General features: G+C 72.0%; 20 protein-coding genes and 1 tRNA gene. 6 read left to right on the top strand and 15 right to left on the bottom strand.

Annotated features, from left to right (window positions below):
• Positions 1-587 precede the first annotated feature (587 nt).
• The 3 genes from ACLBWP_RS05830 to efeU are packed head-to-tail and all read right to left on the bottom strand — an operon-like array spanning position 588 to position 4670.
• Positions 588-1871 (bottom strand): Dyp-type peroxidase, encoded by a 1284-nt coding sequence (locus ACLBWP_RS05830; protein ID WP_447654452.1) that lies wholly within the window; start codon positions 1869-1871, stop codon positions 588-590.
• Positions 1868-3094: an iron uptake system protein EfeO gene (gene efeO, locus ACLBWP_RS05825; protein WP_447654451.1), complete on the bottom strand. Its 1227-nt coding sequence runs from the start codon at positions 3092-3094 to the stop codon at positions 1868-1870. Before efeO ends, ACLBWP_RS05830 begins: the two co-directional genes overlap by 4 nt.
• Positions 3081-4670, bottom strand: a complete 1590-nt coding sequence (gene efeU / locus ACLBWP_RS05820) for an iron uptake transporter permease EfeU (RefSeq protein WP_447654450.1) — start codon at positions 4668-4670, stop codon at positions 3081-3083. Before efeU ends, efeO begins: the two co-directional genes overlap by 14 nt.
• A gap of 69 nt (positions 4671-4739) precedes the next feature.
• Between efeU and ACLBWP_RS05815 the strand changes: the two genes are divergently transcribed.
• A complete protein-coding gene (locus ACLBWP_RS05815) occupies positions 4740-5543 on the top strand; it encodes a trimeric intracellular cation channel family protein (protein ID WP_243562480.1) in 804 nt (267 codons plus the stop codon).
• 367 nt (positions 5544-5910) lie between these two features.
• Positions 5911-6585: a TetR/AcrR family transcriptional regulator gene (locus ACLBWP_RS05810; RefSeq protein WP_447654449.1), complete on the top strand. Its 675-nt coding sequence runs from the start codon at positions 5911-5913 to the stop codon at positions 6583-6585.
• A gap of 226 nt (positions 6586-6811) precedes the next feature.
• Here ACLBWP_RS05810 and ACLBWP_RS05805 read toward each other — a convergent pair whose 3' ends face one another.
• The 5 genes from ACLBWP_RS05805 to ACLBWP_RS05785 all read right to left on the bottom strand — a co-directional run bounded on the left by ACLBWP_RS05805 (position 6812) and on the right by ACLBWP_RS05785 (position 13914).
• Positions 6812-9145 carry a transglutaminase family protein gene (locus ACLBWP_RS05805; protein ID WP_447654448.1) on the bottom strand — a complete coding sequence of 778 codons (2334 nt, stop codon included), beginning with the start codon at positions 9143-9145 and terminating at the stop codon, positions 6812-6814.
• Positions 9142-10464, bottom strand: a complete 1323-nt coding sequence (locus tag ACLBWP_RS05800; RefSeq protein ID WP_243562486.1) for a DUF58 domain-containing protein — start codon at positions 10462-10464, stop codon at positions 9142-9144. Before ACLBWP_RS05800 ends, ACLBWP_RS05805 begins: the two co-directional genes overlap by 4 nt.
• Positions 10464-11486 (bottom strand): AAA family ATPase, encoded by a 1023-nt coding sequence (locus tag ACLBWP_RS05795; protein ID WP_447654447.1) that lies wholly within the window; start codon positions 11484-11486, stop codon positions 10464-10466. The genes ACLBWP_RS05800 and ACLBWP_RS05795 overlap by 1 nt, the downstream gene beginning before the upstream one ends.
• A gap of 170 nt (positions 11487-11656) precedes the next feature.
• Positions 11657-12670 carry a sugar phosphate isomerase/epimerase family protein gene (locus ACLBWP_RS05790; RefSeq protein ID WP_243562488.1) on the bottom strand — a complete coding sequence of 338 codons (1014 nt, stop codon included), beginning with the start codon at positions 12668-12670 and terminating at the stop codon, positions 11657-11659.
• Positions 12667-13914, bottom strand: a complete 1248-nt coding sequence (locus ACLBWP_RS05785) for a Gfo/Idh/MocA family protein (protein ID WP_447654446.1) — start codon at positions 13912-13914, stop codon at positions 12667-12669. The genes ACLBWP_RS05790 and ACLBWP_RS05785 overlap by 4 nt, the downstream gene beginning before the upstream one ends.
• Before the next feature lie 102 nt (positions 13915-14016).
• Between ACLBWP_RS05785 and ACLBWP_RS05780 the strand changes: the two genes are divergently transcribed.
• Together ACLBWP_RS05780 and ACLBWP_RS05775 are read left to right on the top strand one after the other, a co-directional pair.
• The gene (locus ACLBWP_RS05780) at positions 14017-15015 is read left to right on the top strand and encodes a LacI family DNA-binding transcriptional regulator (RefSeq protein WP_243562492.1); all 999 of its coding nucleotides are present in this window, start codon (positions 14017-14019) and stop codon (positions 15013-15015) included.
• A 458-nt stretch (positions 15016-15473) separates the two neighbouring features.
• Positions 15474-15689, top strand: coding sequence for a hypothetical protein (locus ACLBWP_RS05775; protein ID WP_243562494.1), 216 nt, complete (start codon positions 15474-15476; stop codon positions 15687-15689).
• Positions 15690-15773: 84 nt separating this feature from the next.
• Here the strand turns inward: ACLBWP_RS05775 and ACLBWP_RS05770 are convergent.
• The 5 genes from ACLBWP_RS05770 to ACLBWP_RS05750 all read right to left on the bottom strand — a co-directional run bounded on the left by ACLBWP_RS05770 (position 15774) and on the right by ACLBWP_RS05750 (position 21695).
• Positions 15774-15862 (bottom strand) — tRNA-Ser (locus ACLBWP_RS05770).
• Between the two features lie 428 nt (positions 15863-16290).
• Entirely contained in the window at positions 16291-17592 is a 1302-nt protein-coding gene (locus tag ACLBWP_RS05765; protein WP_447654445.1) for an LCP family protein, read from the bottom strand.
• Positions 17593-17765: 173 nt separating this feature from the next.
• Positions 17766-19115 carry an LCP family protein gene (locus tag ACLBWP_RS05760; protein WP_447654444.1) on the bottom strand — a complete coding sequence of 450 codons (1350 nt, stop codon included), beginning with the start codon at positions 19113-19115 and terminating at the stop codon, positions 17766-17768.
• A 184-nt stretch (positions 19116-19299) separates the two neighbouring features.
• Entirely contained in the window at positions 19300-19992 is a 693-nt protein-coding gene (locus tag ACLBWP_RS05755; protein ID WP_447654443.1) for a GntR family transcriptional regulator, read from the bottom strand.
• Positions 19993-20231: 239 nt separating this feature from the next.
• Positions 20232-21695 (bottom strand): MFS transporter, encoded by a 1464-nt coding sequence (locus ACLBWP_RS05750; protein WP_243562502.1) that lies wholly within the window; start codon positions 21693-21695, stop codon positions 20232-20234.
• A 385-nt stretch (positions 21696-22080) separates the two neighbouring features.
• Between ACLBWP_RS05750 and ACLBWP_RS05745 the strand changes: the two genes are divergently transcribed.
• Positions 22081-23466: a sigma 54-interacting transcriptional regulator gene (locus tag ACLBWP_RS05745; RefSeq protein WP_447654442.1), complete on the top strand. Its 1386-nt coding sequence runs from the start codon at positions 22081-22083 to the stop codon at positions 23464-23466.
• Positions 23459-25492: a VWA domain-containing protein gene (locus ACLBWP_RS05740; RefSeq protein ID WP_447654441.1), complete on the top strand. Its 2034-nt coding sequence runs from the start codon at positions 23459-23461 to the stop codon at positions 25490-25492. Before ACLBWP_RS05745 ends, ACLBWP_RS05740 begins: the two co-directional genes overlap by 8 nt.
• 38 nt (positions 25493-25530) lie before the next feature.
• Here the strand turns inward: ACLBWP_RS05740 and ACLBWP_RS05735 are convergent, their stop codons facing one another.
• Together ACLBWP_RS05735 and ACLBWP_RS05730 are read right to left on the bottom strand one after the other, a co-directional pair.
• A complete protein-coding gene (locus ACLBWP_RS05735; RefSeq protein WP_447654440.1) occupies positions 25531-26295 on the bottom strand; it encodes an SCO1664 family protein in 765 nt (254 codons plus the stop codon).
• Positions 26292-26819: a DUF3090 domain-containing protein gene (locus ACLBWP_RS05730; RefSeq protein ID WP_447654439.1), complete on the bottom strand. Its 528-nt coding sequence runs from the start codon at positions 26817-26819 to the stop codon at positions 26292-26294. Before ACLBWP_RS05730 ends, ACLBWP_RS05735 begins: the two co-directional genes overlap by 4 nt.
• Between the last annotated feature and the right edge of the window lie 28 nt (positions 26820-26847).

Genomic DNA, 26847 nt, shown 5'->3' with positions numbered 1-26847 from the left:
CCTGTCGTTCTCCGGGTCCGACGGGTAATCTCGGCCCTGTCGCCCCCGCGACGCGCCACGCTGGGTCGCCTCTCTTCGCGAGCGGTGGTTCCGTTTCGCGTGACTCCGTGGCGCGGGTGTCCTCCGTCTCCAGGGAAACGACGGAGGGCACCCATCCCTGGGGCTCAGCCGCGCGCCTTCGCGCCGCGCGTCGCCGCCCGCTGTTCGCCGCTCGCTGTTCGCCACTCGCGGTGACCGGTCACAACACCCCGCGCGCCACCCGCCGACCGGTCACCATCCGTCGCCTGCGGCAACGCCAACCGACGACCCGCGACCACTCGGCGAACGCGAGCGGGGAGTCGTGACCAGCCAGACGGGGCGACAGCGACGGCGACAGCGACAGCGGCGACGACCACCGGACTGGAGGCGGTGCGAACGAACCGAACCGCGCCTCCCGTCCGGCCCGCGACCGGTCACGACACCCCGCGCACCACCCGCCGACCGGTCACCATCCGTCGCCTGCGGCAACGCCAACCGACGACCCGCGACCACTCGGCGAACGCGAGCGGGGAGTCGTGACCAGCCGGACGGTGCGACGGCGCCCGCGGCTACCGGAAGAGCTGCTCGCCGATGTACGAACCTGCGCGGGGCGCCGGCGGCACCGCGAACACCGCGGACCCGATGTGCGCGATGTACTCGTTGAGCCGGTCGACCGCGCCGAGGCGCCGCTGGATCCGGGTGAAGTGGTCCGGGTCGGTCATGTACGCCGCGAAGAACAGCCCCGCGTCGAGCTGCCCGTACTGGTTCAGCCCGTCGGTGTAGTTGTAGCCGCGCCGCAGGATCTTCACCCCGCCGTTGTTCTCGTGCGCTGCCAGGGCCACGTGCGAGCGGGCGTCGATGGCGGTGTCGCCGTCCGACGCCGACCCGGAACCCGTCGCCGCGCGAGCGTGGAAGTCCGGCGTCGTGTGCTCCGTCCCGCCGGACAGCGGCGCGCCCTCGACCTTCGTCCGGCCGAACACCCGCTGCTGGTCGCTCACGACGTCGGCGTCCCAGATCTCGATGTTCATCTGGATCTTCCGCACGACCTGGTACGTCCCGCCGGCCATCCACCCGGCGGAGTCGTCGAGCCACACGAAGCGGTCGTACTCGTCGTCGGTGGTGATGTTGCGGGTGCCGTCCTTGAAGCCCATCAGGTTGCGCGGGGTCGTCTGCGACGGCCCGGCCGAGGCACGCCCGAACCCGAGCACGGTCCAGCGCACGGTCGCGGTGCCGCGCGCGATCCGGGCCAGGTCGCGCACGGCGTGGTACGCCACCTGCGGGTCGTCCGCGCACGCCTGCAGGGACAGGTCCCCGCCGGTCAGGCCGTCCTGCAGCCGGTCGCTCGGCAGTGCGGGGATGTCCTGCAGCTGCGCCGGTCGGTGCGCGGCCAGCCCGAACCGGTCGTCGAACACGCCCGGGCCGAGTCCGACCGTGACGGTGAGCGACGCCGGGCCGAGGTCGAGCGCCTCGCCGGTGTCCGCGCCGACGCCGTTGCCGTGCGCCGGCTCGACGGACCCGACGGTCTTGCCGGCCTGCAGCTGTGCGATCGAGGCCGACCAGCGCGCGAGCAGCACCTGCAGGTCGGTCGTGGCCGAGGTCGACAGGTCGAACGTCATGAACACGCAGTAGCGCTGCGGGTCGGTGCGGATGCCGCCCTGGGGCTGGCGGGCAGCGGTGGCGTAGAAGGGGTGGCTCAGCGACAGGTCGATCGACTCGTCGCCGTTCGACGCCGCGCTGAACGGGTTGACGCCCGTGGCCGCGGTCGCACCCGCGACACCGGCGACCGCGCCGACACCGGCCCCGGCTGCCGCGAGTCCGGCACCGAGCAGTCCCCGCCGCGAGAACTCGCTCACGCGGTGGCGACCTTCTCGGCCAGGCGGGACAGCGGGTCCTGCAGTGCCTGCACGCGCTGCGAGATCGCGTTCGCATGCTCGGACTTGGTGGCGTCGGTCCAGCTGTCGAAGCCGCCCAGGTCGCTGGCGTTCCGGAAGCCGTCCATCATCGTGTTCGTCTGGTCGAACTGGGTGCTGATCTGCTTGGTCAGGGTCGGGTCGAGCTTGGTGAGCCCCGGCTTCAGGTACGCGAAGGCCTGGCGGGCGCCCTCGACGTTCGCGGCGAGGTCGACCAGGTCGATGTGGCTGTAGGCCTCTTCCTCGCCGGAGATCTTGTTCGACTGCACCTCTTCGAGCAGGCCGGCGGCGCCGTTCGCCAGGTCCTCGGGCTGGTAGTCGAGCGTCGGGACGAGCTTCGCGAGCAGCTGCACGTTGGTGGCCAGCTCGGACGCGGTCTTCTTCGTGTCGTCCGTGATCGCACCGCTGGCGAACAGGTCGCGCTCGACGGCGTGGAAGCCGCTCCACCCGACGGCGGGGTCGAGGTTCGACGCGCGCATGTCGATCAGGTAGTCGAGGTTGCCGGCGTTGTCGGTGGCCTTGTAGCCCTTCTTGACGAAGCCGTCGACGTCGCTCTCGACGTGCTCGTAGTACGGGCGGGCGTCGGCGTAGTCCTTCTTGGCCGCGTCCAGGTTGCCCGCCGCCACGTCCTTCTGCAGCTGCTCGACCGCGGTGACCATGTCGGTGACCTGGCCGTCGACGTACGTCGCGTAGCCCTTCGCCCCCTGCTTCAGGAGCGAGGCCGCGCTGCTGTTCGCGGTCGAGGCGACCTTGCCGGTGACCGTGAAGTCGGTCATCTCGGTGTCGGCGCCGGGGCAGTACACCTGGTACTTCCCGCCGCCCAGCGTGCTGGTGAACGAGACCGCGGCCAGGCCGGGCGCCAGGTTCTCCTTCTCGCCGAAGATCCGCTGGTCCTGCAGCAGCTCGACCTCGGTGATCGCGGTCGAGGACTCGTTCTTCACCGTGAAGGTGACCGGGCCGGCAGGGACCTTCGTGGTCGACACGGCGCACTTGTCCGAGCCGTCGTTCGTCAGGGTGATCGACACGCGCGACACCCCGCCCGAGGTCGAGGCGTCGTCCGTCGCCGAGGACGGGTTCGCGGCACAGCCGGTCAGGGCCAGCGCGGTCACGACGCCGAGTGCGCCCAGGATGGTGAGGGGTCGGACGGTTCGCTCAACGAACGGCATGGGCGGTGCTCCTTGTCGGGTCCCCGGCGGGTGGTCCGCGGGCGGGGACGGGTACGGGGTCGTGGTGCGCGGGTGCCGTCAGACGACGACGGTCACGCAGGGCGAGGGCGAGCTGGGCTGCTGCGGCGGTGCCCAGGGCGATCGGCAGCCAGGCGCTCCAGAGCGCGAGTTCGGCGGAACGCGTGGCGGCGGCCGAGACGGCCGTGGCCGTGCGCTGCACGCGCGCGTCCGGCACGGCGAAGGCGGTGCGGTCGATCGACGTGGTGCGTGCGGACGGGAGGCCCCCACCACGCAGCGTCAGCACCGAGCGTTGGGTGCTGGTCGCGTCCAGGACACCGCCACCGGCGGTCCACAGGGTGGTCGTCGTCGAGACCGACCAGCCGGCCCGGAACGGGCCGGGGTTCGTCGAGGGTGAGATGCCGACGGGCACGCGGCCGAAGATCCCGACCAGGTCGTCGAGCGTCAGCGAGGCGGGCTGGCCGCCGGCACCGTCGTCGGTGGTCGTGCGCCACCGGTCGGCGGTGATCCCAGCGCGGGTGACGGTGCGGTGGGTCGATGCCGGGAAGTCGACCCGGGCCTCCCGGCCGTTGCCGCGGGTGCGCAGGACCGCAGCCTGCCCGTGGACCTCGGCCGACACCGAGGTCTGGTCCCCGGTGGCCGGCACGGTCGACGGCACGTGCACGCCGCCGGTCGGGACGGCGAGCGCCAGCACGGCAGCGGCGACGGCGAGGACGGCTGCGACGCTCCCGCGGACCACGGGCACCCGGGCGGGGGCCGGTCGCCAGGCGCGCGGCCACAGCGAGATGGCCAGGACGGGGACGACGTACAGGACCCAGCCGAGGACCTCGATCACGCGGGGGTCCGGTGGGATGCCGAGCACGCCGGTGACCAGGGCGCCCTGCACCGAGCCGTTCGGGGCGAGCCAGCTCAGGTCGACGGTGCGCTGCTGGCCGATGACGATCCAGCCGGCCTCGTGCGCACGGCGCAGGACGGTCAGCACCAGCCCGCCGGCGACGAAGACCAGGAAGACGCCCGTGCCGGTGAAGAACTTCGCCAGGTTCATCCGGACGCCACCGGTGTAGATGCCGTAGCCGACGGCGACCGCTCCGGCGATGCCGACGACGGCGCCGAGCGCTGCCAGTCCGGTGTCGCTGGACGCCTGGAAGGTGGCGAGCAGGAACACCGAGGTCTCGAAGCCCTCCTTGAGGACGGCGAGGAAGGCCATGCCCGCCAGGGCCCAGGCCGTGCCGCGGCCGAGCGCCTCGGTCGCACTCGCCTCGAGCTCCTTCGTCAGGTGCCGCGCGTGCGTGCGCATCCAGACGATCATCCCGGTGACGAAGACGACGGCGACGATGCCGATGACCGCCTCCATCCCCTCTTGCTGGGCCTGGGGCAGCGCCTGCTCGACGGCCTGCAGCCCGAAGCCGACGGCGATGCTCAGTGCGACGGCGATGCCGACTCCGAGCCACATCGGCGCCAGGGGCACGCGGTTGCGACGCAGGAACGCGGCGATGATGCCGACGATGAGCGTGGCTTCGAGGCCTTCGCGGAGGCCGATGACGAGGGTGGCAAGCATGACGTAGGCAAGGCTAGCCTTACTTCTGGCTTCCCGTCGACCCGGTCGGCGTGGGGTTTGATGGTTCTCATGAACCTGCTCTCGGCGGACGGACTCGCCGCCGTCACGAACGTGCTCGACCTGGCCGGGGTGTTCGCGTCCGCGCTGCTGGGCGGCGCCGTGGCCCGGTCGATGGGACTGGACCTGTTCGGGTTCGTGGTCGTCGGGTTCGTCTCCGGCCTGGGCGGCGGCATGCTCCGCGACGTCCTGCTGCAGAACGGGCCGCCCGTCGCCCTGACCGACCCGCTGTACGTGCCGGTCGCCGTCGCCGGAGCGCTGGTCGCGTTCTTCGTGTCGTTCTCCGAACGCGGCTGGGACCGCCTGTTCACGTTCCTCGACGCCGCCGTCATCGGGTTCTGGGCCGTGGTTGGCGTGCAGCGCACCGTCGACGCCGGGCTCGAGTGGCCGGCCGCGATCATCATGGGCACCATCACGGCCGTCGGCGGTGGGGTCGGCCGCGACCTGCTGCTGCGCCGCGTGCCGGCCGTGTTCGGCGGCAATGCGCTGTACGCCTCGGTCGCGGTCGCCGCCTCGACGGTGATGGTCATCGCCTCGGCGCTCGGGTCCCCCACGATCGGCATCGTCGCCGCGGTCGTGCTGTCCCTGGTGCTGCGCTGGGGTGCTGTGCGCTGGGGGTGGGGCCTGCCGAACGGGCGCGACTGGCAGCCGCAGTCGACCCTGGCATCGCTGCTGCGCCGGGGCCGCGGGCTGCGGCCCGATGCCGTGCGGCTGCTGCGCCGAGGTCGCGGACCGCGGCCCGATGCCGTGCGGCTGCTCCGCCGACCCGGGCGTCGACGCGGCCCGGGCAGCGTGCACACCGACGACGACCACTGACGCGCCCGGGCGGTGTCCCGTTCGCGTCGCGGACCTTCCACGCGCCCGGCCCGACGCCTATCATCGAGACCGCCGGGTATCGAGATGCCCGGCGTACCTCATCCCGACGTCGCCCTTCGTGCACGGCGTGTTGCGAGCACCAGGGCCCGGGACGACACCGACGCGACCCGAATGCGGCGGTACCGGCCGGAACGACACGGGGTGTGCAGCCACTGGGGGCTCCACCGCACCGCGCGTGGTCAGACGCGCGGCGCGGCAGGTTCCCGGTGGCGCACCGCAACCACCAGGATGACGGGGCACCCCCATCACCACGCCTGTCCCACGGCTCGGCCACCGTGTCAGGGACACCCATCTGAAGCAGGACCAGATGCGCGACGCCGACTCCCCGGACGACACCCCGCCGACCGGGCCCACCTCGACCGGGCCGGCCGCGACCGGGCCCACCTCGACCGGCCCGACCTCGACCAGGACGCCGCGGGCCGAGGTCCGGGAACGTCTGCTCGCCGCCGGTGCCGCGACCTTCGCCGAGCTGGGCGTGCACGAGGCCCGGCTGGACGACGTGGCCGCCCGGGCCGGCTTCAGCAAGGGCGCCGTCTACTCGAACTTCTCGTCGAAGGAGGACCTGGTCGCGCAGGTCATGCAGCGTGCGACCAACCTGGTGCTCGGCGCACTCGACGACCTGGTCGACCCCGACGTCACCGCGACCGACATCGGCGACGTCGTGCGCACGGCCTTCGGTCGGCACGACCAGCGCGAACAGTTCGCGCTGCTGTCCGAGTTCCGCGGCTACGCGACGCGCCACCCGGAGTTCATGCCCGAGTTCGTCCGGCAGCGCCGCGTCCTGCAGGACGGCGTCGAGCGACTCGTCAGCCTGTGGTTCGGCGCGCATCCCGAGGTGGACCCCGGGATGCCGCTCGACGTCCTCTCGCAGGCGCTGATCGCGACGAACGTCGGTCTGGTGTTCGACACCCCCGCGCTCGACGCGGTCGATCCCGGCGAGGTCGTGGCAGCCCTCGTCGAAGCCGTCATCCGCCGGCGCTGACGCTGCCGCGAACCGCGCACGGTGCTGCGTGCGCGAACCTCGCACGGCGCTCCGTGCGCGAACCTCGCACGGCGCTCCGTGCGAGGTTGACCGCCCCGTGCAGGCGATCAGCCTCGCACCGAGCCACCACGTGCGCACGGGGACGCAACCTCGCACCGTGCGCACCACGACAGCACGCCGCCAACCTCGCACCGTGCGCACCGCGGACCACGGACCGCGGACCGCGCTACGACTGGGCCGTCCGGCGCCGCCGCCCCTCGTGCGACCAGGCCGACGAGGGCGTCAGGCTCGGCGGCAGCAGGCGCGACCGCACGCGCGCCGGCAGGGTGACGGACGCGTCCAGGGCGACCCGCGCCGTGCGGAGGACCGCGACCAACCGATCGCCGTCGACGGAACCGGCGGCGGCGTAGCGCTCCTGGTCGATCGCGTCGACGACCGTCTCCAGGTGGCCGACCACCTCTGTCGGCACCGTCGTCCGGAGCCGACCGAGCACCGCCCGCGCCGTCCGGGCGACCGCGGCGGCGTCATCGGGCGGAGCGAGTCCGGGCGCGTACCCGTGGTCGGCGACGTCGTCGAGCAGTTCGCGCCACGCGGTGACCGCCGGGGAACGCCCGGAGGCCACCTCGCTCAGTCGCACGCGACGGCGGACACCACGGACGAACGCCGGGGCGACGAGCACGGCCAGGGCGATGAGGATCCCGACGAGCAGCCCCCACGGGCCGTTGCCCCCGCCGGTGGACGTGGCGGCGCCGGCCTCGGCCGAGGCGCTCGGGGTCGGCGTGGCCGTCGTGGACGGTGTGGCCTGGTCGGGCGCGGGCAGCGGCGTCTCGGGGGCGGCAGCGGTGGGCGTCGCCGTCGGCTGCGGATCGGCGGTGGCGGCCGCGTCCGAGTCGGGCGTCGGCTCGAACGCGACCCACCCGGCACCCTTGATGTACAGCTCGGGCCACGAGTGCAGCTGCCGGTTGGACACCGTGTACTCGCCGTCCTGGGCGGTGCCGCCGGCACGGTAGCCGACCGCGATCCGCGAGGGGATGCCGAGCGACCGGGCCATCACCGCCATGGCGGACGAGAAGTGCACGCAGTACCCCTGGCGTACCTGCAGGAACTTCGCGACCACGTCCATGCTGTCGCCGTCGTACCCCTGCTCGACGGGCGCGGTCTCGGAGTAGGTGAACAGGTCGCTGCGGAACCACTGCTCCAGCGCTCGGGCCTGTTCGTACTGCGTCGCCGCCCCACCGGCGACCCGCGTAGCGGCCGCGGAGATGCTCTTCGGCAGGTCCTTCGGCAGCTGTCGGTCGGTGCGGAGCTCCGCGGTCGAGGGCGTCTGGTAGCCGCGACCCTCGAAGCTGCCGAGCCGCCCGGACGCGTCGACCGCGTCCAGGTAGGCGTTGGCGAAGGTGGACGACCCGTACACCTGGTAGGTGGCGCCGCGACGGGTGGCCGGTCCCGTCGACCGCACCGTGCTCGAGTCCCCCATCCACCGCCACTGGTCCAGCTCGAGGTTCGTGGACTGCGACTGGATCGACACGGCGCCCGCGGGCACCGGCAGGTAGTTGCTCGACAGCCCGGTGATGCGGACGGTCACGTCGCCCCGACTGGCCAGCCGTGGGTTGACGCCGACGGCGTACCGCGGCTGGTCGGCAGTCGGGGCGTTGCTGACGTCCGTGACCGTCGGCACCCAGTCACCGGACCCGAAGTCGTCGAGGTCGGCGAGCTTGAGGTACTCCGGCTGCCCGTCCGAGGTGCGGTAGCGGAACACCTCGAGTTCGTTGGGTCGCCGCAGGTCCTGCCCGAGGTTCAGCAGCGTGCCGGGGCGTCCGGGCTGGATGGGCGACTGGATCGCTCCCGTGACGCCCGACAACCAGCTCGCGTTCAACGGCACGATCGACGGCAGCCCGACGGCGACCACCAGGGCGATCGCACCGACCACCGTCGCGGGCAGTGCGCGTTGCACGGGCCGGACCGACAACCACAGCAGCGCCAGGAACGCCAGGCCGGTCGCGACCACGAGCCCGGTGCTCGCCGGGGTCCCGGTGACGACACCGGGGACGATGAGGATGACGAGCGCGGGTGCCGCGGCGAGCGCTGCCGCCGGCGCGACGGTCGCCAGGAAGATCGACGCCGCGGCCACCCACGCGATCGCGACGGTCACGACCAGGCGGATGGCATCCGTCTGCGGCAGCGGGGCGGGGTTCAACCGGATGGCGGCGATGGTCTGGCCGAGTGCGCCGTTGCCGTCGATCCACCCGAGCGGCTGGATGTCGTTCACGAGCGCCGCGGCGCACGAGCAGGCGATGAGCGTCGCGACGAGGGCGACGAAGCGGACGCCGGGCGGTCGTCGGCGCACCGTCAGGACGACGCCGACCAGCACGACCACGATCGCGACCGCCGAGGTCCACCACGCGACGCCCTGCACGAGCGGCCGGAACGCCAGCGCGGCGATGAGCACGGGGACCGGGGCGAGGGCGACGACCCAGGGCGAGGGGCCGCGGACCACGTCGTCACGTTCGAGGATCTCGCGGACGTCGGTGCGGCGCTCCCCCGCGGTCGCGGTCGTCATCGCACGGCTCCGGTCCCGGCGACGGGGACGACGAGGGTGCGCCATCCGCCACGGTCGAGGATGCCCCGCACCACCGGGTCCGGCGGCACGATGGTCGCCAGGATGCCCCGGCTGGACCCGCTGGTCGAGGAGACGAGTTCGGCGGCCTGCTCGGCGGTGCAGTGCCCGGTCACGACGGCGGTCATGCCGTGCACGTCGCGACCGCGGACCTCGGGCAGGACGGCGGTCACTGCGCGCGCGTCGCTGCGGACGTGCACGTCGGCCAGCCCGACCAGCACGTCGGTCAGTCCGCCCGCGTCGCCGGTGTGCCGGGTCGCTCCGCCCACGTCGTCGGTGACGAGCACCACGCGCGAGGTCCGTGCTGCCAGCGCCCTGGCCACGCTGGCGGCGACGACCACCGCGTGCTCGAAGGCCGCGTCGCCGCCCAGGTCGCTGAGTTCGGCCAGGTCGTCCCGCCCGAGCTGCTGGTACGACTCGCGGCGCAGGTCGAGCGCGATCACCGCTTCGGGGGGTTGCGCCTGGGTGGTCTGCCGGACGTGCAGTTCGCCGCGCCGGGCACTCTGCGCCCAGTGCACCCGACGGATCGGGTCGCCCGGTCGGTAGGGCCGGAGTTCGCTGTCGTCGGCGGACCCGCCCTGCCCGACGCGACCTTCGTCGGCGGAGACCGCACCGGCCAGTGCGCCGGTGTCCATCGCCGACAACGGGGTCGACGACGGGACGACGACGACCTCTTCCGGGATCACGACCGGTCGGTCGATGCGGAGCAGGCCGAAGGGGTCCTCGACACGGATGGTCACGGGGCCGATCGTGGTGCGGCCGCGGTGCATCGCCAGGGCCTCGACGTCGAACACGGCGGGCGGCAGGTTCGGCCCGACCTCGACGTACGCCTGTGCGTCGCTCACGCTGGCGAAGGCGTCGTCGAGCTGTTCGCGCACCAGCAACGTCGATCGAGGTCCGAGCGCCAGGGTCGTGCCCCGCAGGGTGATCCGCTCGCGGTAGACCTCGCCGACCTGCACCATCGCGCGGGGCGCCACCCGTGATCCGCGCAGGGGCGCGGCGACCAGGAACGCCATCGCGAACCCGAGCACCACGAGCACGAGCAGCAGCAGCCCGGCCGACACGGCGACGCTCGTCGTGGCGACGAGTCCGCCGCACACCAGGCCGACGCCGACGGCGATGACCGTCCAGCCGCGCGCGGTCGGCCGTGGGAACGGCGTCCGACGCAGCATCGCGGTTCCCCGGCGGGTCAGCCGCGCCAGCGTCGAGCGGGCAGCACCCGCACGACGCAACAACGGCAGGCGCACCGGTGACCCGGACATCAGGAGCGCACGGGCGCCGCGGTGAACGGCACAGCGGTCTCGGCGACGACGCGCACGACGATCTCGCGTGCGGTGTCCTCGGCCGAACCACCCAGACCACGGGCAACGGGGACCAGGCGGTGCGCCAGCACGATCGGCGCCAGCTCGGCGACGTCGTCCGGGGTGACGAACGGGCGCCCCAGCAGTGCAGCGTGCGCGCGCGTGGCCTGCGCCAGGTGCAGCGTGGCACGGGGGCTCGCGCCGAGCACCAGGTCGGGGTGCGAGCGGGTGGCGCGGACGATCGCGATGACGTACGCCTCGACGTCGGGGGCGATGTGCACCTGCCGGACGGCCTGCATCATGCCCCGCAGCGACTGCACGTCGACCACGGGTCGGACCGACTCGAGCGGGTCGCGGCTGCCGCGCGCGGTGAGCATGCGCCGCTCTGCCTCGACGCTGGGGTACCCCATCGCGATGCGCGCCATGAACCGGTCGCGCTGGGCCTCGGGCAGCGGGTACGTGCCCTCCATGTCGACCGGGTTCTGCGTCGCGACGATCATGAACGGCGACTCGAGCGGCCGGGTGACACCGTCGACCGTGACCTGCGACTCGGCCATGGCCTCGAGCAGCGCGGACTGGGTCTTCGGGCTGGTCCGGTTGATCTCGTCGCCGATGACGACGTTCGCGAAGACCGGACCGGGCGAGAACCGGAAGGTGCCCGAGGACTGGTCGAAGATGTTCACACCGGTGACGTCGGACGGCAGCATGTCCGAGGTGAACTGGATGCGGTTCACCGATCCGCCGACGGACGCGCCGAGGGCCTTCGCCAGCACGGTCTTGCCGACGCCGGGCACGTCCTCGACGAGCAGGTGTCCCTCGGCGAGCATGACCGTCAGCGCCGTGCGGATGGCGTCGGTCTTGCCGTCCACCACCGTCGCGACTGCGGACATGATCGCCGCACCGGCGTCACGGACCCGGTCGATGGGGAAGGCGAGGTCGGGGGCTTCCGGCACGCAGGTCTCCTCGGTTCGATGTCCGCGCATGCTACATCGGGCCGGTGACAGCACCCGGAGGATGTGTCACCGATGTGCCGTCCGGACCACGGCAGTCGGACTGGAGGCCCGATGTCGGTGCGTAGACCGGCTCACCGGCACCGCGCCTCCCGTCCGTGACGCGGGGTCGCGACCACGCAGTCGCGACCGGACGCGTCCGCTCAGTCGCGTCCGGACGGAACGGCCAGGGCCGCGTCCGCGGCCAGCAGGACGCGTGCTGCTGCGGCGACGCCCTCCTCGCGTCCGAGCTCGGTGTCCTCGTGCTCGATGTTCACCCACATGTCCGGGTCGACCTCGCGCAGGGCACGGAGGAACTCGGTCCACCACGCCTGGTCGTGGCCCTTGCCGAGGGCGACGAAGTCCCACGCGGACGGCGCGGGCCACTCGTTCGCCCACTCGTCACCTCCGAGGTTCGTCCGCGGCTCGCTCGGGGCCAGCCGGCGGAAGGAGTTGTCGAGCACGCCGTTGATCGCGGCGTGCGGGTTGATCCGGACGTCCTTGGCTGCGGCGTGGAACACGAGCGGCCCGAGGTCCCGGACGACGGCGATCGGGTCCATCTGCTGCCAGAACAGGTGCGACGCGTCGAGCTCGACGCCGACGTTGGTCAGTCCGCCCCGCTCGACGAGCTCACGGATCGACGCCGGGTTGAAGACGAGGTTCTGCGGGTGGAGTTCGAGCGCGACCTTGACGCCGTGCTCCTGGGCGAGGACGTCGATCTCCTGCCAGAACGGCACCGCGACGCTCCACTGGTGTTCCAGGACGTCCAGGGCAGCCGAGTTCCACGCGTTCACGATCCAGTTCGGCCGGGTGCCGCCGGGCTCCCCCGCGGGCAGGCCGGACATCGTCACCACCCGGTCCTGGCCCAGGCGCGCCGCCAGCTGGATCGACCGTCGGACGTCCTCGGCGTGGGCGGCGCCGATCACGGGGTCGGGGTGCAGCGGGTTGCCGTTGCAGTTCAGCCCCGCGATCGACACCCCTGTGCCGTCGAACTGCGCCAGGTAGTCGTCGCGCGCCCGGTCGTCCGTCAGGATGCGGTCGATGTCGGGGACGTGCACCGGGGGCAGGAAGCCGCCGGTGTTCAGCTCGATGCCGGTCAGGCCGTTGTCGGCGATCACGCGGAGCGCGTCGGCGAGGGGGCGGTCGTGCAGGATCGCGTCGTACAGGCCGAGCTTCATGCGTGCTGCTCCTCGGCGATGACCACGTCGGGGCTCCCGGCGCTCGTGCCGATCCGGAAGGACGCCCCGTCCGCCGCGGCAGACCGTGCCACCGCGTCCAGGACCTCCATGTTGTGCAGACCGTCCACGAAGGTGGCGTTGGCAGGCAGCGGGTCGGCTGCGCCCACGACCTCGTCGAGGAAGGCCCGTGCCTGGTACTCGAACATCTGGTTCTGGCCCCAGCCGACCCCGGGGGCGTCCATCGCCATGCCACCGGCGACGTAGGGATGGTCGGGGCCGAGGACGACCTGCCGGTACCCGCCCACGCGCGACCCGTCCGCCTGCAGCGCCAGCCCGATCTCGGACGGCCGTTCCTGGTCCCACCGTGCGGCCCCCCGCTCGCAGAACACCTCGACGATCAGGCCGTTCGGGTGCCCGGAGGCGACACGGGACGCCTCGAGTGAACCGACCGCCGCGCCGTCACCGAAGCTGGCGGCGAACGTGGCGTAGTCGTCGTTCTCGACCGCGGCGATTTCCCCCGTGACCTCGGCGTGCTGCCCGCGCAGGGCGTGCCCCGCGGCCACGGGGCGCTCGGTGATCGTCGTGGTGAACAGTCCGCCGCGGACGCTCCGGACGTCGCCGGCCAGGAACTCGGCGACGTACACCAGGTGCGATCCGACGTCGGCGAGCGCACCGGTGCCGGGTGCTCCGGCGAAGCGCCATGAGAACGGGACGCCCGGCGAGGCGCCGTAGTCGGTCCAGTAGCGGCCCGAGACGTGCAACACCCGGCCGAGGGTGCCGTCCGCGACCAGTTCGCGGATCGCCGCCAGTCCGGGTGCGCGACGGTAGGTGAAGCCCACGCGGGCGACCTGGCCGCGCTCTGCTGCCTGGTCGGCGGCGGTGACCATGGCCCGGGCGTCCTCGAGCGAGTCCGACAGCGGCTTCTCGCACAGAACGTGCTTGCCCGCCGCCAGCAGCCCCTCGACGATCTCGCGGTGCAGTCGGTTCGAGACGACGACGCTCACCACGTCGATGTCGTCGGCCGCGGCGATCGCCCGCCAGTCGGTGTCGTGGCGCTCGTACCCGAACCGTGCCGCTACCCGGGCGGCGAGCGGCTCGTCGACGTCGCCAACCGAGACCAGGCGAACGGGCGGCAGTGTCGGGCCGAACAGGGTCGGGGCATTGCGCCAGGCCGCCATGTGGGCCTTGCCCGCCATGCCTGCGCCGATGACGGCGGCTCCGATGCTGGTGGTCGTGGTCGGCATGCTGTGCACCTCGTCGTGATCGCGTCCCAGATGCTCTGGAACGTTCCAGAGCGGATGCGTAGACTGTAGCCCGACCACCCCATGTCCTGTCAAGGAGTCCGCGTGACCGATCGGCGACCACCGACGATCATCGACGTCGCCGCCCGCGCCGGGGTGTCGAAGTCGCTCGTCTCGATGGTGATGCGGGACGACCCTGGGGTGTCCGATGCGCGCCGCGCTGCCGTGCTGTCCGCAGCGGCCGACCTGGGCTACCGACCCAACCGTGCCGCGGCGATCCTCGCGGGGACACGCACCCGGACGATCGGGGTCGTCGTCGACGACTTCCGGAACCCCTGGTACGTCCCGATGCTCGACGGCATCCGCAAGGCCCTCGAACCGCACGGCCTGCGACTGACCCTGGCCGACGCGACGACCAACGCCCACCTGGCATCGTCGCCGTTCGACGACCTCGTGTCGCTCCGCGTCGACGGGATCGTGCTCGCCGCCGAGAGCTCCCCCGACCTCGACGTCCCCGATGCGACCCCGGTCGTCGTCGCCGGCGTGCGCGCGCTCGCCCCGCTCGGCGTCGACGTGGTGGCCTCGGACGAAGCCGCCGGCGCCCGCCTGGCGATCGAGCACCTCCTCGACCTGGGGCACCGCTCCGTCGCACACCTGAGCGGGACGGGAGGCTCCGCCGCGGCCCGGCGCGTCGCCGCCGTCGACCGGATGATCGCCGCAGACATCGCACCCGTCGTGGTCGGTGAGGGCGCCACCTCCGAACAGGCGGGACACCAGGCCGCGATCGCGGTGCTGACCCGGCATCCGTCCGTGACGGGGATCTTCGCCGCGAACGACGTCATGGCGATGGGCGCGATCGCAGCCGCCCGGTCCCTCGGCCTGCGCGTCCCCGAGGACGTGTCCGTGGTGGGCCACGACGAGACCCCGCTCGCCGCGTCGCCGCTGGTGGACCTCACCACGGTGGACCCGCACAACGTCGAGGTCGGCCGATGTGCCGCCGAACGGCTCGTCGCACTGATCGGGACCGGCGTGCACCCACCGGCGACGATGACCCTGGTGCCGCCGGAGCTCGTGGTGCGGGGGACGACGGCGCCGCCGCAGTGAGGGGCCGGCGTGCGCGGTGCGGCGGTGGCGCGCCGGTCGACGCGGTGCGGCGTCGGCAGCATGGTGCGAGGCAACAGGCTCGCACCACGCCGTCAGCCCGGCACGCACTTCCGAGCTCCCGCCACCGTCGCCTGATCGGTGACCAGCAGACGGACTGGAGGCCCGATGCCGGTGCGCAGACCGGCTCACCGGCACCGGGCCTCCAGTCCGGAGCACGCCGGGATCGCGCCCCCGCACGCGCGTCGCACCCCGTCTCATCGGGGCGCGACGCCCGCCACGGGGCGCGACGCGCGCCGCGACCGGTACCCGGGCGATGCGCAGTCGACCGGACTACTGTCCTCGTCAGGTGACCCTGACCCCCGGCCGCTGGAACGATCTCTCGTCCGATGCTGACCGGAAGCAACCATGCAGGCTCGACCCGTCCTCCCGTGCTCTGTTCCCGACCCGGGGTGTTCCCGATGACGCTCCTGGACGGCGTCCTGTGGGTCGAGGTCGACGAGAGCCACTGGGAGGGATCCTCGGGGCAGCAGCTCGTCGGTGTGGTCTCGTGGCGGGACGGTTACGTGCTGCGGTCCACCGGCGGCGAGGTCAACGGGACCCACAGCACGCTCGACAGCGCGAAGGCGCAGCTCGAGGGCTGGATCCGCTGGTTGGACTCCACCAGCACGGACTGACGCGCGACCCCGGTACGGACGAAGCCCCTCTGGCGACCAGAGGGGCTTCGTCGTGCGTGGTGCCGTGTCGTGAACGGGTTCGTGCGGAGACGGAGGGATTTGAACCCTCGGTCCCCAAAAGGGGACTCCACCTTAGCAGGGTGGTGCACTCGGCCGGACTATGCGACGTCTCCATGCGCCCTTGCGGACGCGCTCCCCACCATACAGGAGGACGCGGTCACTCTCGACCCGTCCGCGCACCGCGCTTCGTTGATGGTCCCCTGAAGTGGGGACACGTTCCCCTTGTCCCGACGTACCCCGGGTCGTAGGGTCGTCGAGACGCGACGATCACGTTCCGGGGTTCGTCCCCCTTGTCGCGACACAGCACCCAGCGTCGCTCCCGGCATGGGCCCGGCTCGCCCGATGGATCGGTGCCCGCCGAGGAGCGACTCCGCGGGGGCGTGGCTCCGGCCGCGTCCCCGCTTCTGCGTGTGCGGCCCGGCCGGCCGGCCCGACCCGCCGAGACTCGGTCAGGCGGACACGTTGCGGCGTGCGGAAGGCGCAATGTGTCCGCCAGGCCGAGACTCGGCGCCGCCGCGCCGCAGCCGAAGCCGCGCCGCACCTACGAGCCGAAGGCCTTCGAGCAGGTCTGCTGGGCGGCGGACTGGCCCTGCAGCCCGTCGATGGTGTCCGACGTCGCCGGTGCCGACGGGGCGGCGGTCGCCGGGGCGGGCGTCGACGGCGCAGGCGTTGCCGGGGCAGCGGGCGCCGCCGGCGTGGTCGCAGCACCGGCCGGCGTCGACGGTGCCGCCTCGGACCCGATGCCCGTGCTGCCCGCACCGAGCGAGAACGACTGGTCGGCCTTGATCTTGGCGAACAGCTCGTCGGCCAGGTACTTCGTCGGCTGCACCTTGCCGGCGTAGACCCCCGTGCCGCCGGTGTCGCCCGGGTACTGCACGAAGTTCACCTTGTCGAGCGGCAGGTCCTGCAGCGCCCGACCCATCTGCACCATCGTCCCGATGTCGTTCAGGCTCTGCGAGAGCTGCATGTTGGACGCTGCGGCACGCGCGAGCTTGTAGAGCGTGGTGGGCGAGGTCAACGTGTCGTTCGACTTCACCGTGCGCAGCAGCGACGACAGGAACACCTGCTGCGAGCTGATCCGGCCGAGGTCCGACCCGTCGCCCACGCCGTGCCGGGTCCGCAGGAACTCGAGCGCCTGCTCCCCCTGCAGCGTCGTCGTGCCCGCGGGCAGGTCGAGCCCGGTGTAGCGGTCCTTGATCGGCGACGCGACACACACGGGCACGCCGCCGATGGCGTTCGACATCTCGATCACGCCGTTGAACGACACCGCCGCCGAGTACTGCACGTCCAGCCCGGTCAGCCCCTGCACCGTCTGCACCACGCAGTTCAGCCCGCCCTCACCCCAGGCGTCGTTGATCGGCTGTGCCGCCATCGCTGGCGTCGACCCGGAACCGTCGGGCTTCTGGCACGCCGGGATCGGCGTGACCAGGTCGCGCGGGATGCTCACCGCGGTCGCATTGGTGTGGTCGGCGGACACGTGCAGCAGGATGTTGACGTCGTTCAGGGTCGCATCACGTTCGCCGTACTGGGTGCCCTGCGCCGGGTCGTTGTCGGTCCCGACGACGAGCATGTTGAACCCGCCCTTGTACGCATCGAGCTGCGGCGCGTCGGCCTTCGCGGTCGCGACGGGCTGCCCCTGGATCGCGACGCCCTCGCCCAGGTCGTCTGTGACCTGCTTCGCCGCGATCGCCGCGACCGAGGCCGTGCTGACGAGCGCGACCGCGACCACGCCGGACAGCACCTTGGCGGCGGTCCCGAAGGGGCTGCGCCGTGGCAGGCGTCCGTGTCGGGCGATCCCGGCCGCTCGGTTCAGGCGGTGGGATCGGTCACGGACGTCGTTCACGGGCACTCCTGTCGTCGGCGGACACGATGACGGAAGGCGTCCTGCTCGCCTCCGTCGGGACCCACGCGCGGGCCGCTCGGGCCGCACCGTGGGGACGGCAACCGGACAAGGGTGCCACAGGAACGCCTGGCGATCCCATGTGACTTGCGGCGTGGATCCTCCGGGTGCGCGGCTCAGCCGGCCGCGACCGCGCAGGTCTTCTGCCGCGCGGTCTGGCCCGTCACGCCGGACATCTGCTGGGTGGTCGCCGACGGGGACGGGCCCACGTCGGACCCGGATCCCCGCTTCGGGCTGGAGGCTCCGCCCTTCTGGTCCGCGCTGCTCCCGGTTGCCGAGTCCCCACCGGCACCACCGCCGGTCGCGTCCGTCGCGCCACGTCCGGTCGCACCCGCATCGAGCCTGAACGGACGGTCAGCGCGGACGGCACGCATCAACCGCTGCGCCGTCGCCTGGTCGGGGACGACCTTGCCCGGGAAGGCCGGGTCGGTGACGCTGCCCGGGTACTGCACGAAGGTGATGTGGTCGAGCCCGATGCCGTCGAAGGCCCTGGCCATGTCGACCATCGTCGCGGGCTTCGCGAGCGAGGTGGACAGCGTGATGTTCTTCGATGCCGCCTTCGCCAGGCCGTAGAGCTCGGTGGGGTCCCGCAGCGTGCCCTCGCTCTTGACCTTGCGCAGCAGCGACGACAGGAACTGCTGCAGGCTCGAGATCCGCGACAGGTCGCTGCCGTCCCCGACGCCGTGCCGATCCCGCAGGAACGCCAGGGCCGTCGCACCGGAGACGGTGTGCTCGCCGGCAGACAGCTGCAGCCCGGTGTACGGGTCGTCGACCGCGTCCGTGACGCACACGGGCACCCCGCCGACCGCATCCGACATCCGGATGACGCCTGCGAAGCTGACCTGCGCCGCGAAGGGAACCTGCATGTCGGTCACGTGTTCGATCGTCGACGCGACGCAGTCCATCCCGCCGCGTCCGTACGCCTGGTTGAGCGGGGTGTTCGTCACGGCGGGACTGTCACCGCACGCGGGCTGGTCGACGATCAGGTCGCGCGGGAAGCTGACCGCCACGGCCTGGGTGTGGTCGGCGGACACGTGCAGCAGGACGTTGGAGTCGTTGAGCGTGGCGCCACGGTCGCCGTAGGCCTGCCCCTGGGACGGGTCGTTGTCGGCGCCGATCGCCAGCACGTTGAACGCGCCGTCCGTCGAGCCGGCCCCGCCGATGTCCACCGCGCCCTGCTGGAACCCGTGCCCGACGTCGTACGCGGCGTAGGCGGAGAGCGACGTGGCGCTGACCACGACCACCGCGGCCGTCATCCCGACGACCGTCGCGAGGCGTCGCAGGCCGAGCTGGCCGCCACCGCGCCCGTGACGGGCTCCGCTGACGCGGTACCCCGGGCCGGACACGACGGCGGGTCGACGACGCGCATCGATCAGGTCGTCGAACGCGGCGACACCGTCCCGCGCGCCTGATCTCGCTCGTGCGGACGAGGTCTGGTTGTGGTGCGGACCGTCGGGGTCGGTCACGGGCGGGCTCCCTCCGAGTGACCTCGGGGGCCGCTCGCGGGGACCATACGCGACCCGGGCCCGCGCGCTCGGCAACCCGGGCGGCGCGGCGTGCCCTGTTCGGGGGGCAGTCACGGACGCAGCGATGACGGTGATCGGAAGCGTGTGCCGATCTGGCCGGCCCGCCGGGTCGGTCAGGGTCCGCTCATGCCGACTCCACCGCGCGGAACCGGTCGGGCAGGGCGATCAGGCACTCCCCGAGCTCGCGGACCAGGCGCCTGCACAGCACCAGGTCGTCCTGGACCGCGGCATCACGGGCACGATCGACCAGGTCGAGTCGCTGTCGGCGGTCCACGACCGCGTCGATGCCGTTCGCCAGGGCCACGTCGTCGGTGTAGAAGACGTCGAGGACGGGGCGCTGCGCGGCGAGCAGATCGGCGCACACGGACGAGCCGGTGCGGCGGAGCAGCCAAGCAGCCAGTTCGACGAAGGCGCCGGCTTCGGACAGGCAGTCGCGGAGCCACGCCGGGTCGAATCGTTCGGTCGTCGCCCCGACGGACGTCGTCGGCTCGACGAGCAGCGAACACCCCAGGCGGATGCGCTCCTTCATCTGCTCGATCGACCAGTGTGCGATGACGACACCGACGTACCGTTGCACCGACACCAGGCGCAGCGACTCGAGCGGCACCAGTGCTTCGCGCACGGGTGTGCGCGAGACCCGCATGTCGTCGGCCAGGGCATCGAGCCGCAGTCGCTGACCCCGCCGGTACTCGCCCCGCAGGATCCGCTCGAGCAGCCGCAGGAACACGGCGTCCCGCAGCAGGCTGCGCGGGACGCCCAGCCCGTCACGTTCTCGCGGACCGACCACAGCTGTCGCCAGCCCTTCACCGAACCCCATGCCGCCAGCGTCATGTGTCGATCCCGCGCCCGCCCCGGTGGGACGCCGATCCGTGGACGTCCGTGCCGCTGGGTGCCCTGTGGAGGACTGGACACCCGCCGATCGCCCGAGGCCGTCGGCCTGCGCGATCACCCCGTCTCGCATCACTGCACTCCCGCTGTCGTGACCCCCGGCGGGGGTCGATGCAGTGACTGTGGCAGGCGCGGACGTCAGCCGCTAAACATTCCGTATTTCGGTGATCAGCGCTTGGCGTCTTCCTTCTTGACGATGACGGACAGCGGCTGGGTGACGTCCTCCAGGCCCTTGCGGGCAGCGTCCACGCCGAAGATCAACGCCACGACGCCGCCGATGATCATGATCCCGGCGCCGAGCAGGTAGCCCCAGAACAGCGGCTCGCGCGAGGTCCCGTCGCCGATGAGCGCGCCGTAGACGAGCGGAGCGACGGCGCCGAAGATCTGCGCCAGCGCGAAGAAGTACGAGATCGCCTGCGAGCGGAGCTCGAGCGGGAAGATCTCGCTGACGGTCAGGTACGCACTCGACGCCCCGGCCGAGGCGAAGAAGAACGAGACGCACCAGAAGAGCACCTGCACGGTGGCGCTGATCGCGTCGGCCTGGAACAGGAACGCCGACACCGCGAGCACCAGACCCGAGATCAGGTACGTCGAGAAGATCATCTGCCGACGGCCCCACGTGTCGAACAGCCGCCCGAGCAGGAGCGGGCCGAGCAGGTTGCCGATCGCGAACGGGAAGAAGTACACGGCGGTCTCGGACGTCTTCAGCCCGAAGAAGTTCGTGAGCACCAGGGCGTACGTGAAGAAGATCGCGTTGTACAGGAACGCCTGCGTGATCATCATCGTCGCGCCGACGAGCGTCCGGGTCGGGTACTGCTGGAACAGGACCCTCACGATCGTCGAGAACCGGACGTTGTCCATCGGGGTGACGGTCATCGCCTTGGACTCGTCGACGGGTTCGAGGGGGTGGCCGGACTCCCGCTCGACCTCGGCCTCGATCCGCGAGACCGTCGCCTCGGCCTCGTCCTGCCGGCCGTGCGTCATCAGCCAGCGCGGACTCTCGGGGATGTGCCGCCGCAGGAAGATGATCGCGATGCCGAGCACCGGGCCGAGGAAGAAGCCGATACGCCAGCCGATGTTCTCGGAGAAGATCGACGTGTCGAGCAGGTAGATGTTGGCGAACGCGCCGAGCGCCGCGCCACCCCAGTACGTGCCGTTGATGGCGATGTCGACGTGCCCGCGGTACTTCGCCGGGATCAGCTCGTCGATCGCGGAGTTGATGGCCGCGTACTCGCCGCCGATGCCCAACCCGGCGACGAACCGGAACGCCGCGAGGAACCAGAAGTCCTGCGCGAAGCCGGCGATGCCGGAGCCGATCAGGTAGATCGCCAGGGTCAGGATGAAGAGCTTGCGTCGGCCGAGTCGGTCCGACATGCGGCCGAACACGATGGCACCGACCACCTGGCCGACCAGGTAGAAGGTCCCGAGGTAGGTGACCTGCTGCGCCGACAGGTCCAGGTCGGCCTGGAAGCCCGCGTTCGAGACGATCTGGATCTCGAGTCCGTCCAGGATCCACGAGATGCCCAGGCCGACGATGACGCTCCAGTGGAACTTCGTCCACGGCAGTCGGTCCATCCTGGCCGGGACGAGGCTCCTGACCTGTCCGTCCTGCAACCCGTTCGCGGTCGTCATCGCGTCGCCCTCCTGACCCGCCGGACACCTTCCGGTCCGGCACAGATGGAGAACGTACGCCCGGATCGCCGCGGTGGTTCGCGGTCGGAACGACATGGGCCGGCAGCCGCGTGGAGTGGACCGACGCGGAGCCGGATCCCCCTATCCGATCCGGCTCCGTCGCCGGTGTCGGGTCGACGGCGCAAGCGCGACCGGTCAGACCCTGCGCACGATCATCGCGGCTGCGGCGCAGCGAGACAAGTGCCGCCGTGGAACGGAACGTGAACGTGACCAGGTCCGGACAGGAGGCTCGTGGCGGGCCCGCCACGAGCCTCCTGTCCGGCGCTGCTCGCCCTGGGCGAACAGGTGGACCGGTTCGTCGGTGGACCGGCGTAGCGTCGATCACGTGACCCGACCCTCCATCAGAACGGTCGGCGAGCTCCGCACCTCTGGACACGTCCAGAAGACGGTCCGCGCCGAGATCCGCGACAACCTGCTCACCGCCCTGCGTCAGGGCACCGACCCGTGGCCCGGCCTGCACGGCTTCGAGACCACCGTGATCCCGCAGCTGGAACGTGCCCTGATCGCCGGACACGACGTCGTCCTGCTCGGCGAGCGCGGGCAGGGCAAGACCCGCCTGCTGCGCACCCTGCAGGGCCTGCTCGACGAGTGGACGCCGGTCATCGCCGGTTCCGAGCTCGGTGAGCACCCGTACGAACCCATCACGACCGCCAGCATCCGTCGGGCGCAGGAGCTCGGCGACGCGATGCCCATCGAGTGGTGGCACCGCGACGGCCGCTACGTCGAGAAGCTGGCGACGCCCGACACCTCGGTCGCCGACCTGATCGGCGACGTCGACCCGATGAAGGTCGCCGAAGGCCGCAGCCTGGGCGACCCGGAGACCATCCACTTCGGGCTGATCCCCCGCGCGCACCGCGGCATCGTGGCCATCAACGAGCTCCCCGACCTGGCCGAACGCATCCAGGTCGCCATGCTCAACGTGATGGAAGAGCGCGACGTGCAGATCCGCGGCTACGTGCTGCGGCTGCCGCTCGACGTGCTCGTCGTCGCCAGCGCGAACCCCGAGGACTACACGAACCGCGGTCGGATCATCACCCCGCTCAAGGACCGTTTCGGCGCCGAGATCCGCACGCACTACCCGATCGAGCTCGACGACGAGATCGCCGTCATCCGGCAGGAAGCCCAGTTGACGGCCGAGGTGCCCGATCCCCTGGTCGAGATCCTCGCCCGCTTCACCCGCGCGCTCCGCGAGTCCAGCGCGGTCGACCAGCGCAGCGGCGTCAGCGCACGGTTCTCGATCGCGGGCGCCGAGACGGTGTCCGCCGCCGCCGTGCACCGCGCGGCACGCCAGGGCGAGCCCGAGGCCGTGGCACGTCCGATCGACCTCGAGACCGCGGTCGACGTCCTGGGCGGCAAGATCGAGTTCGAGTCCGGCGAGGAAGACCGGGCGGACGAGGTCCTCGAGCACCTGCTCCGCACCGCCACCGCCGAGACGGTCCGTGCCCGGCTGCGCGGGATCGACCTGGCCCAGCTCATCGAGGCGCTCGACGGCGGCACGATGGTCACGACGGGCGAACAGGTGTCCGCGCGGGCGTTCCTCGAAGGCCTGCCGTCACTCGGCGAGTCCGACCTGTACGACCGGATCTGCGAACGTCTGGGCGCGACGAACGACGGCGAGCGTGCCGGCGCGATCGAGCTCGCCCTCGAGGGCCTGTTCCTGGCGCGCAAGATCAGCAAGGAGTCCGGCGGGGGCGAAGCCGTCTATGGCTAGTCGGCAGAACCGCCGGCTGTCCCGCGACACCCGGTACGGCCGGTACGAGGGCGGCCCGGACCCCCTGGCGCCGCCCGCCGACCTGTCCGAGGCGCTCGACGCCATCGGTCAGGACGTCATGGCGGGGTACTCCCCCGAGCGCGCAATGCGGGAGTTCCTGCGCCGCGGCGGTCGTGACCAGCGCGGCCTCGACGACCTGGCGCGCCGCGTCGCCGAGAAGCGCCGCGAACTGACCGCGAAGAACAACCTCGACGGCACGCTGCAGCAGGTCAAGCAGCTGCTCGACGAGGCCGTGCTCGCCGAACGTGGCGAGCTGGCCCGCAACGTCGCGATGGAGGACGGCGACCGGGCCCTGGCCGAGATCCAGCTCGACAGCCTGCCGCCGTCGCCGGCCGCAGCGGTGCGCGAGCTCGGCTCGTACGACTGGACGAGCCCCACGGCGCGCCAGAAGTACGACGAGATCAAGGACCTGCTCGGCCGCGAGATGCTCGACCAGCGGTTCGCGGGCATGAAGCAGGCGCTCGAGAACGCCTCGGACGACGACCGCGCCGACGTGCAGGCGATGATGCAGGACCTCAACCAGCTGCTCGAGGACCACCGCGCCGGCACCGACTCGCAAGAGCAGTTCGACGAGTTCATGGCCAAGCACGGCGAGTACTTCCCGTCGAACCCGCAGAACGTCGACGAACTGCTCGACGACCTGGCAGCCCGGTCCGCCGCTGCGCAGCGCATGCGGAACTCGATGACGCAGCAGCAGCGCGACGAGCTCGACGCACTCGCGCAGCAGGCGTTCGGATCCCCCGACCTGATGGGTGCGCTGAACCAGCTCGACGGCAACCTGCGGGCCCTGCGCCCCGGCGAGGACTGGGGTGGATCCGAACGCATGGAGGGCGACCAGGGTCTGGGCCTCGGCGACGGCACCGGGGTCTTCCAGGACATCGCCGACCTCGACTCGCTGGCCGAACAGCTCGCGCAGTCCAGCCCCGGCTCCGACCTCGACGACCTCGACCTCGACGCCCTGGCCCAGCAGCTCGGTGCCGACGCCGCGGTCGACGCCCGCACGCTGCAGCAGCTCGAGAAGGCCCTGCGGAACTCCGGCACCATGCGCCGGGGTGCCGACGGGCAGGTCAAGCTCACGCCGAAGGCCATGCGACAGCTCGGCAAGAGCCTGCTGAAGGACGTCGCGCAGAAGATGTCCGGTCGCCAGGGTGCGCGTGACCTGCGGCGCTCCGGCGCGGCGGGCGAACCGTCCGGCGCCACGCGGCAGTGGGCGTTCGGCGACACCGAGCCGTGGGACATCCCCCGGACCGTCACGAACGCGGTGACCCGCACGGCGGCGACCGGTCGCACGGGGGCGGGCGTCCGGCTGACCGTCGAGGACGTCGAGGTGCAGGAGACCGAGGCCCGCACCCAGGCCGTGGTCGCCCTGCTCGTGGACACGTCGTTCTCGATGGCGATGGAGGACCGCTGGGTCCCCATGAAGCGCACGGCACTGGCCCTGCACACGCTCATCTCGACCCGGTTCCGCGGCGACGACCTGCAGCTCATCGCGTTCGGTCGCGAAGCCGAGGTGATGGACGTCGAGCAGCTGGTCGGGCTCGACGCGATGTGGGACAAGGGGACCAACCTGCATCACGCGCTGCTGCTGGCGAACCGGCACTTCCGGAAGCACCCGACGGCACAGCCCGTCCTGCTCATCGTCACCGACGGCGAGCCCACGTCGCACCTCGAGCCGAACGGGCAGGTGTTCTTCAGCTACCCGCCCGACCCGATGACGGTCGCGCTGAGCGTCCGCGAACTCGAGAACGCGCACCGGCTCGGCGCGCAGACGACGTTCTTCCGGCTCGGCGACGACCCGGGGCTGGCCCGGTTCATCGACGGGATGGCCCGGCGGGTGGACGGCACGGTCACCGCCCCCGAGAACGACGACCTGGGGGTCGCCGTGGTCGGCTCGTACCTCGGGTCACGGCGACCGGGTGCGCTGTTCCAGGACGACGACTGGGGCGGGTTCGGCCGGTTCGGCTGACGGACCGGTCCTGATGGCGGACGGGAGGCCCGCCGACGTCAGAACAGCGGCCAGGGAACCGCCGAGCCGTACCCGGCCGGTGGCGGGAAGGTACCGACGGCCGCCAGGGCGGCGCAGCGCGCCTCGAGGTTGTCGATCTCGTCGACGGTCAGGTGCTCGGTCAGCGCCTCGCCCAGATCGCCGTGGAGTGCCGCGGTGACGCGGTCGATGCCCGCGAGTTCGTCGTCGGTGAGCGGCTCACCGACCCAGCCCCACAGCACCGTCCGGAGCTTGTGCTCGACGTGGAAGGTCAGTCCGTGGTCGACGCCGTAGCGGTGCCCGTCCGGCATCGCCAGGACGTGGCCGCCCTTGCGGTCGGCGTTGTTGACGACCACGTCGAAGACGGCCATCCGTCGCAGCGCCGCGGTGTCCTCGTGCACCAGGGTGACGGGCCGGTCGTGCTCGTCGATCGCCTCGAGCACGGTCCTCCGGCCGTCCTGGTCGGCCTGCTCCGTCGGGACGACGTCCACCGCGTCCTGCTCGGGGTCGACGTCTTGCCACCGCTGGACCATGCCGCGGCCGAGCGGGCCGTCGCCCAGCCACGTCGGCGGGACCACGTGCCACCCGAAGGCCTCGGAGACCAGGAACGCCGACACCTCGCGGCCGGCCAGGGTGCCGTCGGGGAAGTCCCACAGCGGCTTCTCGCCCGCGACGGGCTTGTACACGACCTCGTGCCCGTCGAGCTCGGCCAGGAAGGTGGCGTTCGACGCCTCGCGGATGCGGGCGACGAGCTCCATGCCGCTTGCGTCGGGGGCTGCGCTCATGCGGCGCCGGGTGGACGACCGGCGGCCACGACCTCGCGCGTGCGTTCGACGAAGGCCCGGGCCGTGCCGACGGGGATCTTCACCTGCAGCAGCTCGGCGGGCTCGGGGATCTCGACGACCGCCTCGATCTCGCCGTCGACGTCCTGCTCTTCGGCGACGATCTCGACCTCGTCGTCGATCGGGTACGCCTCGATGACCACCTGCGCGGTCGCGGGGTCGAATCCCAGGCTGAGCGCACCCGCGCGGAACTCGGGCTCGACCGGCTGGTCCAGCGGGTCGACGTCGTACAGCTCGCGCGGGACGGACGGCGGGACGCTGAAGCGGTTGTCCTCGACCGTGGCGACCTCGTCCAGCAGCTCGTCGAGCTTCTCGGCCAGCACGGCGGACTGTTCCTTCTCGAGCGCGACGCTCACGACCCGGCGGCCGTCGCGGGCCTGCAGGTAGAAGGAGCGCTCACCGGGGAGCCCGATGGTGCCGACGACGAGACGGTCCGGCCAGTCGAAGCCGTGGACGATGGTGGGCATACCCGCATTGTAGGAGCGGGCGGCTGCG

This window comes from Microbacterium sp. M1A1_1b (genome assembly GCF_053345565.1).
Note: the sequence above shows the minus strand (reverse complement) of the source record. Positions and strands in the feature narration are given on the sequence as shown.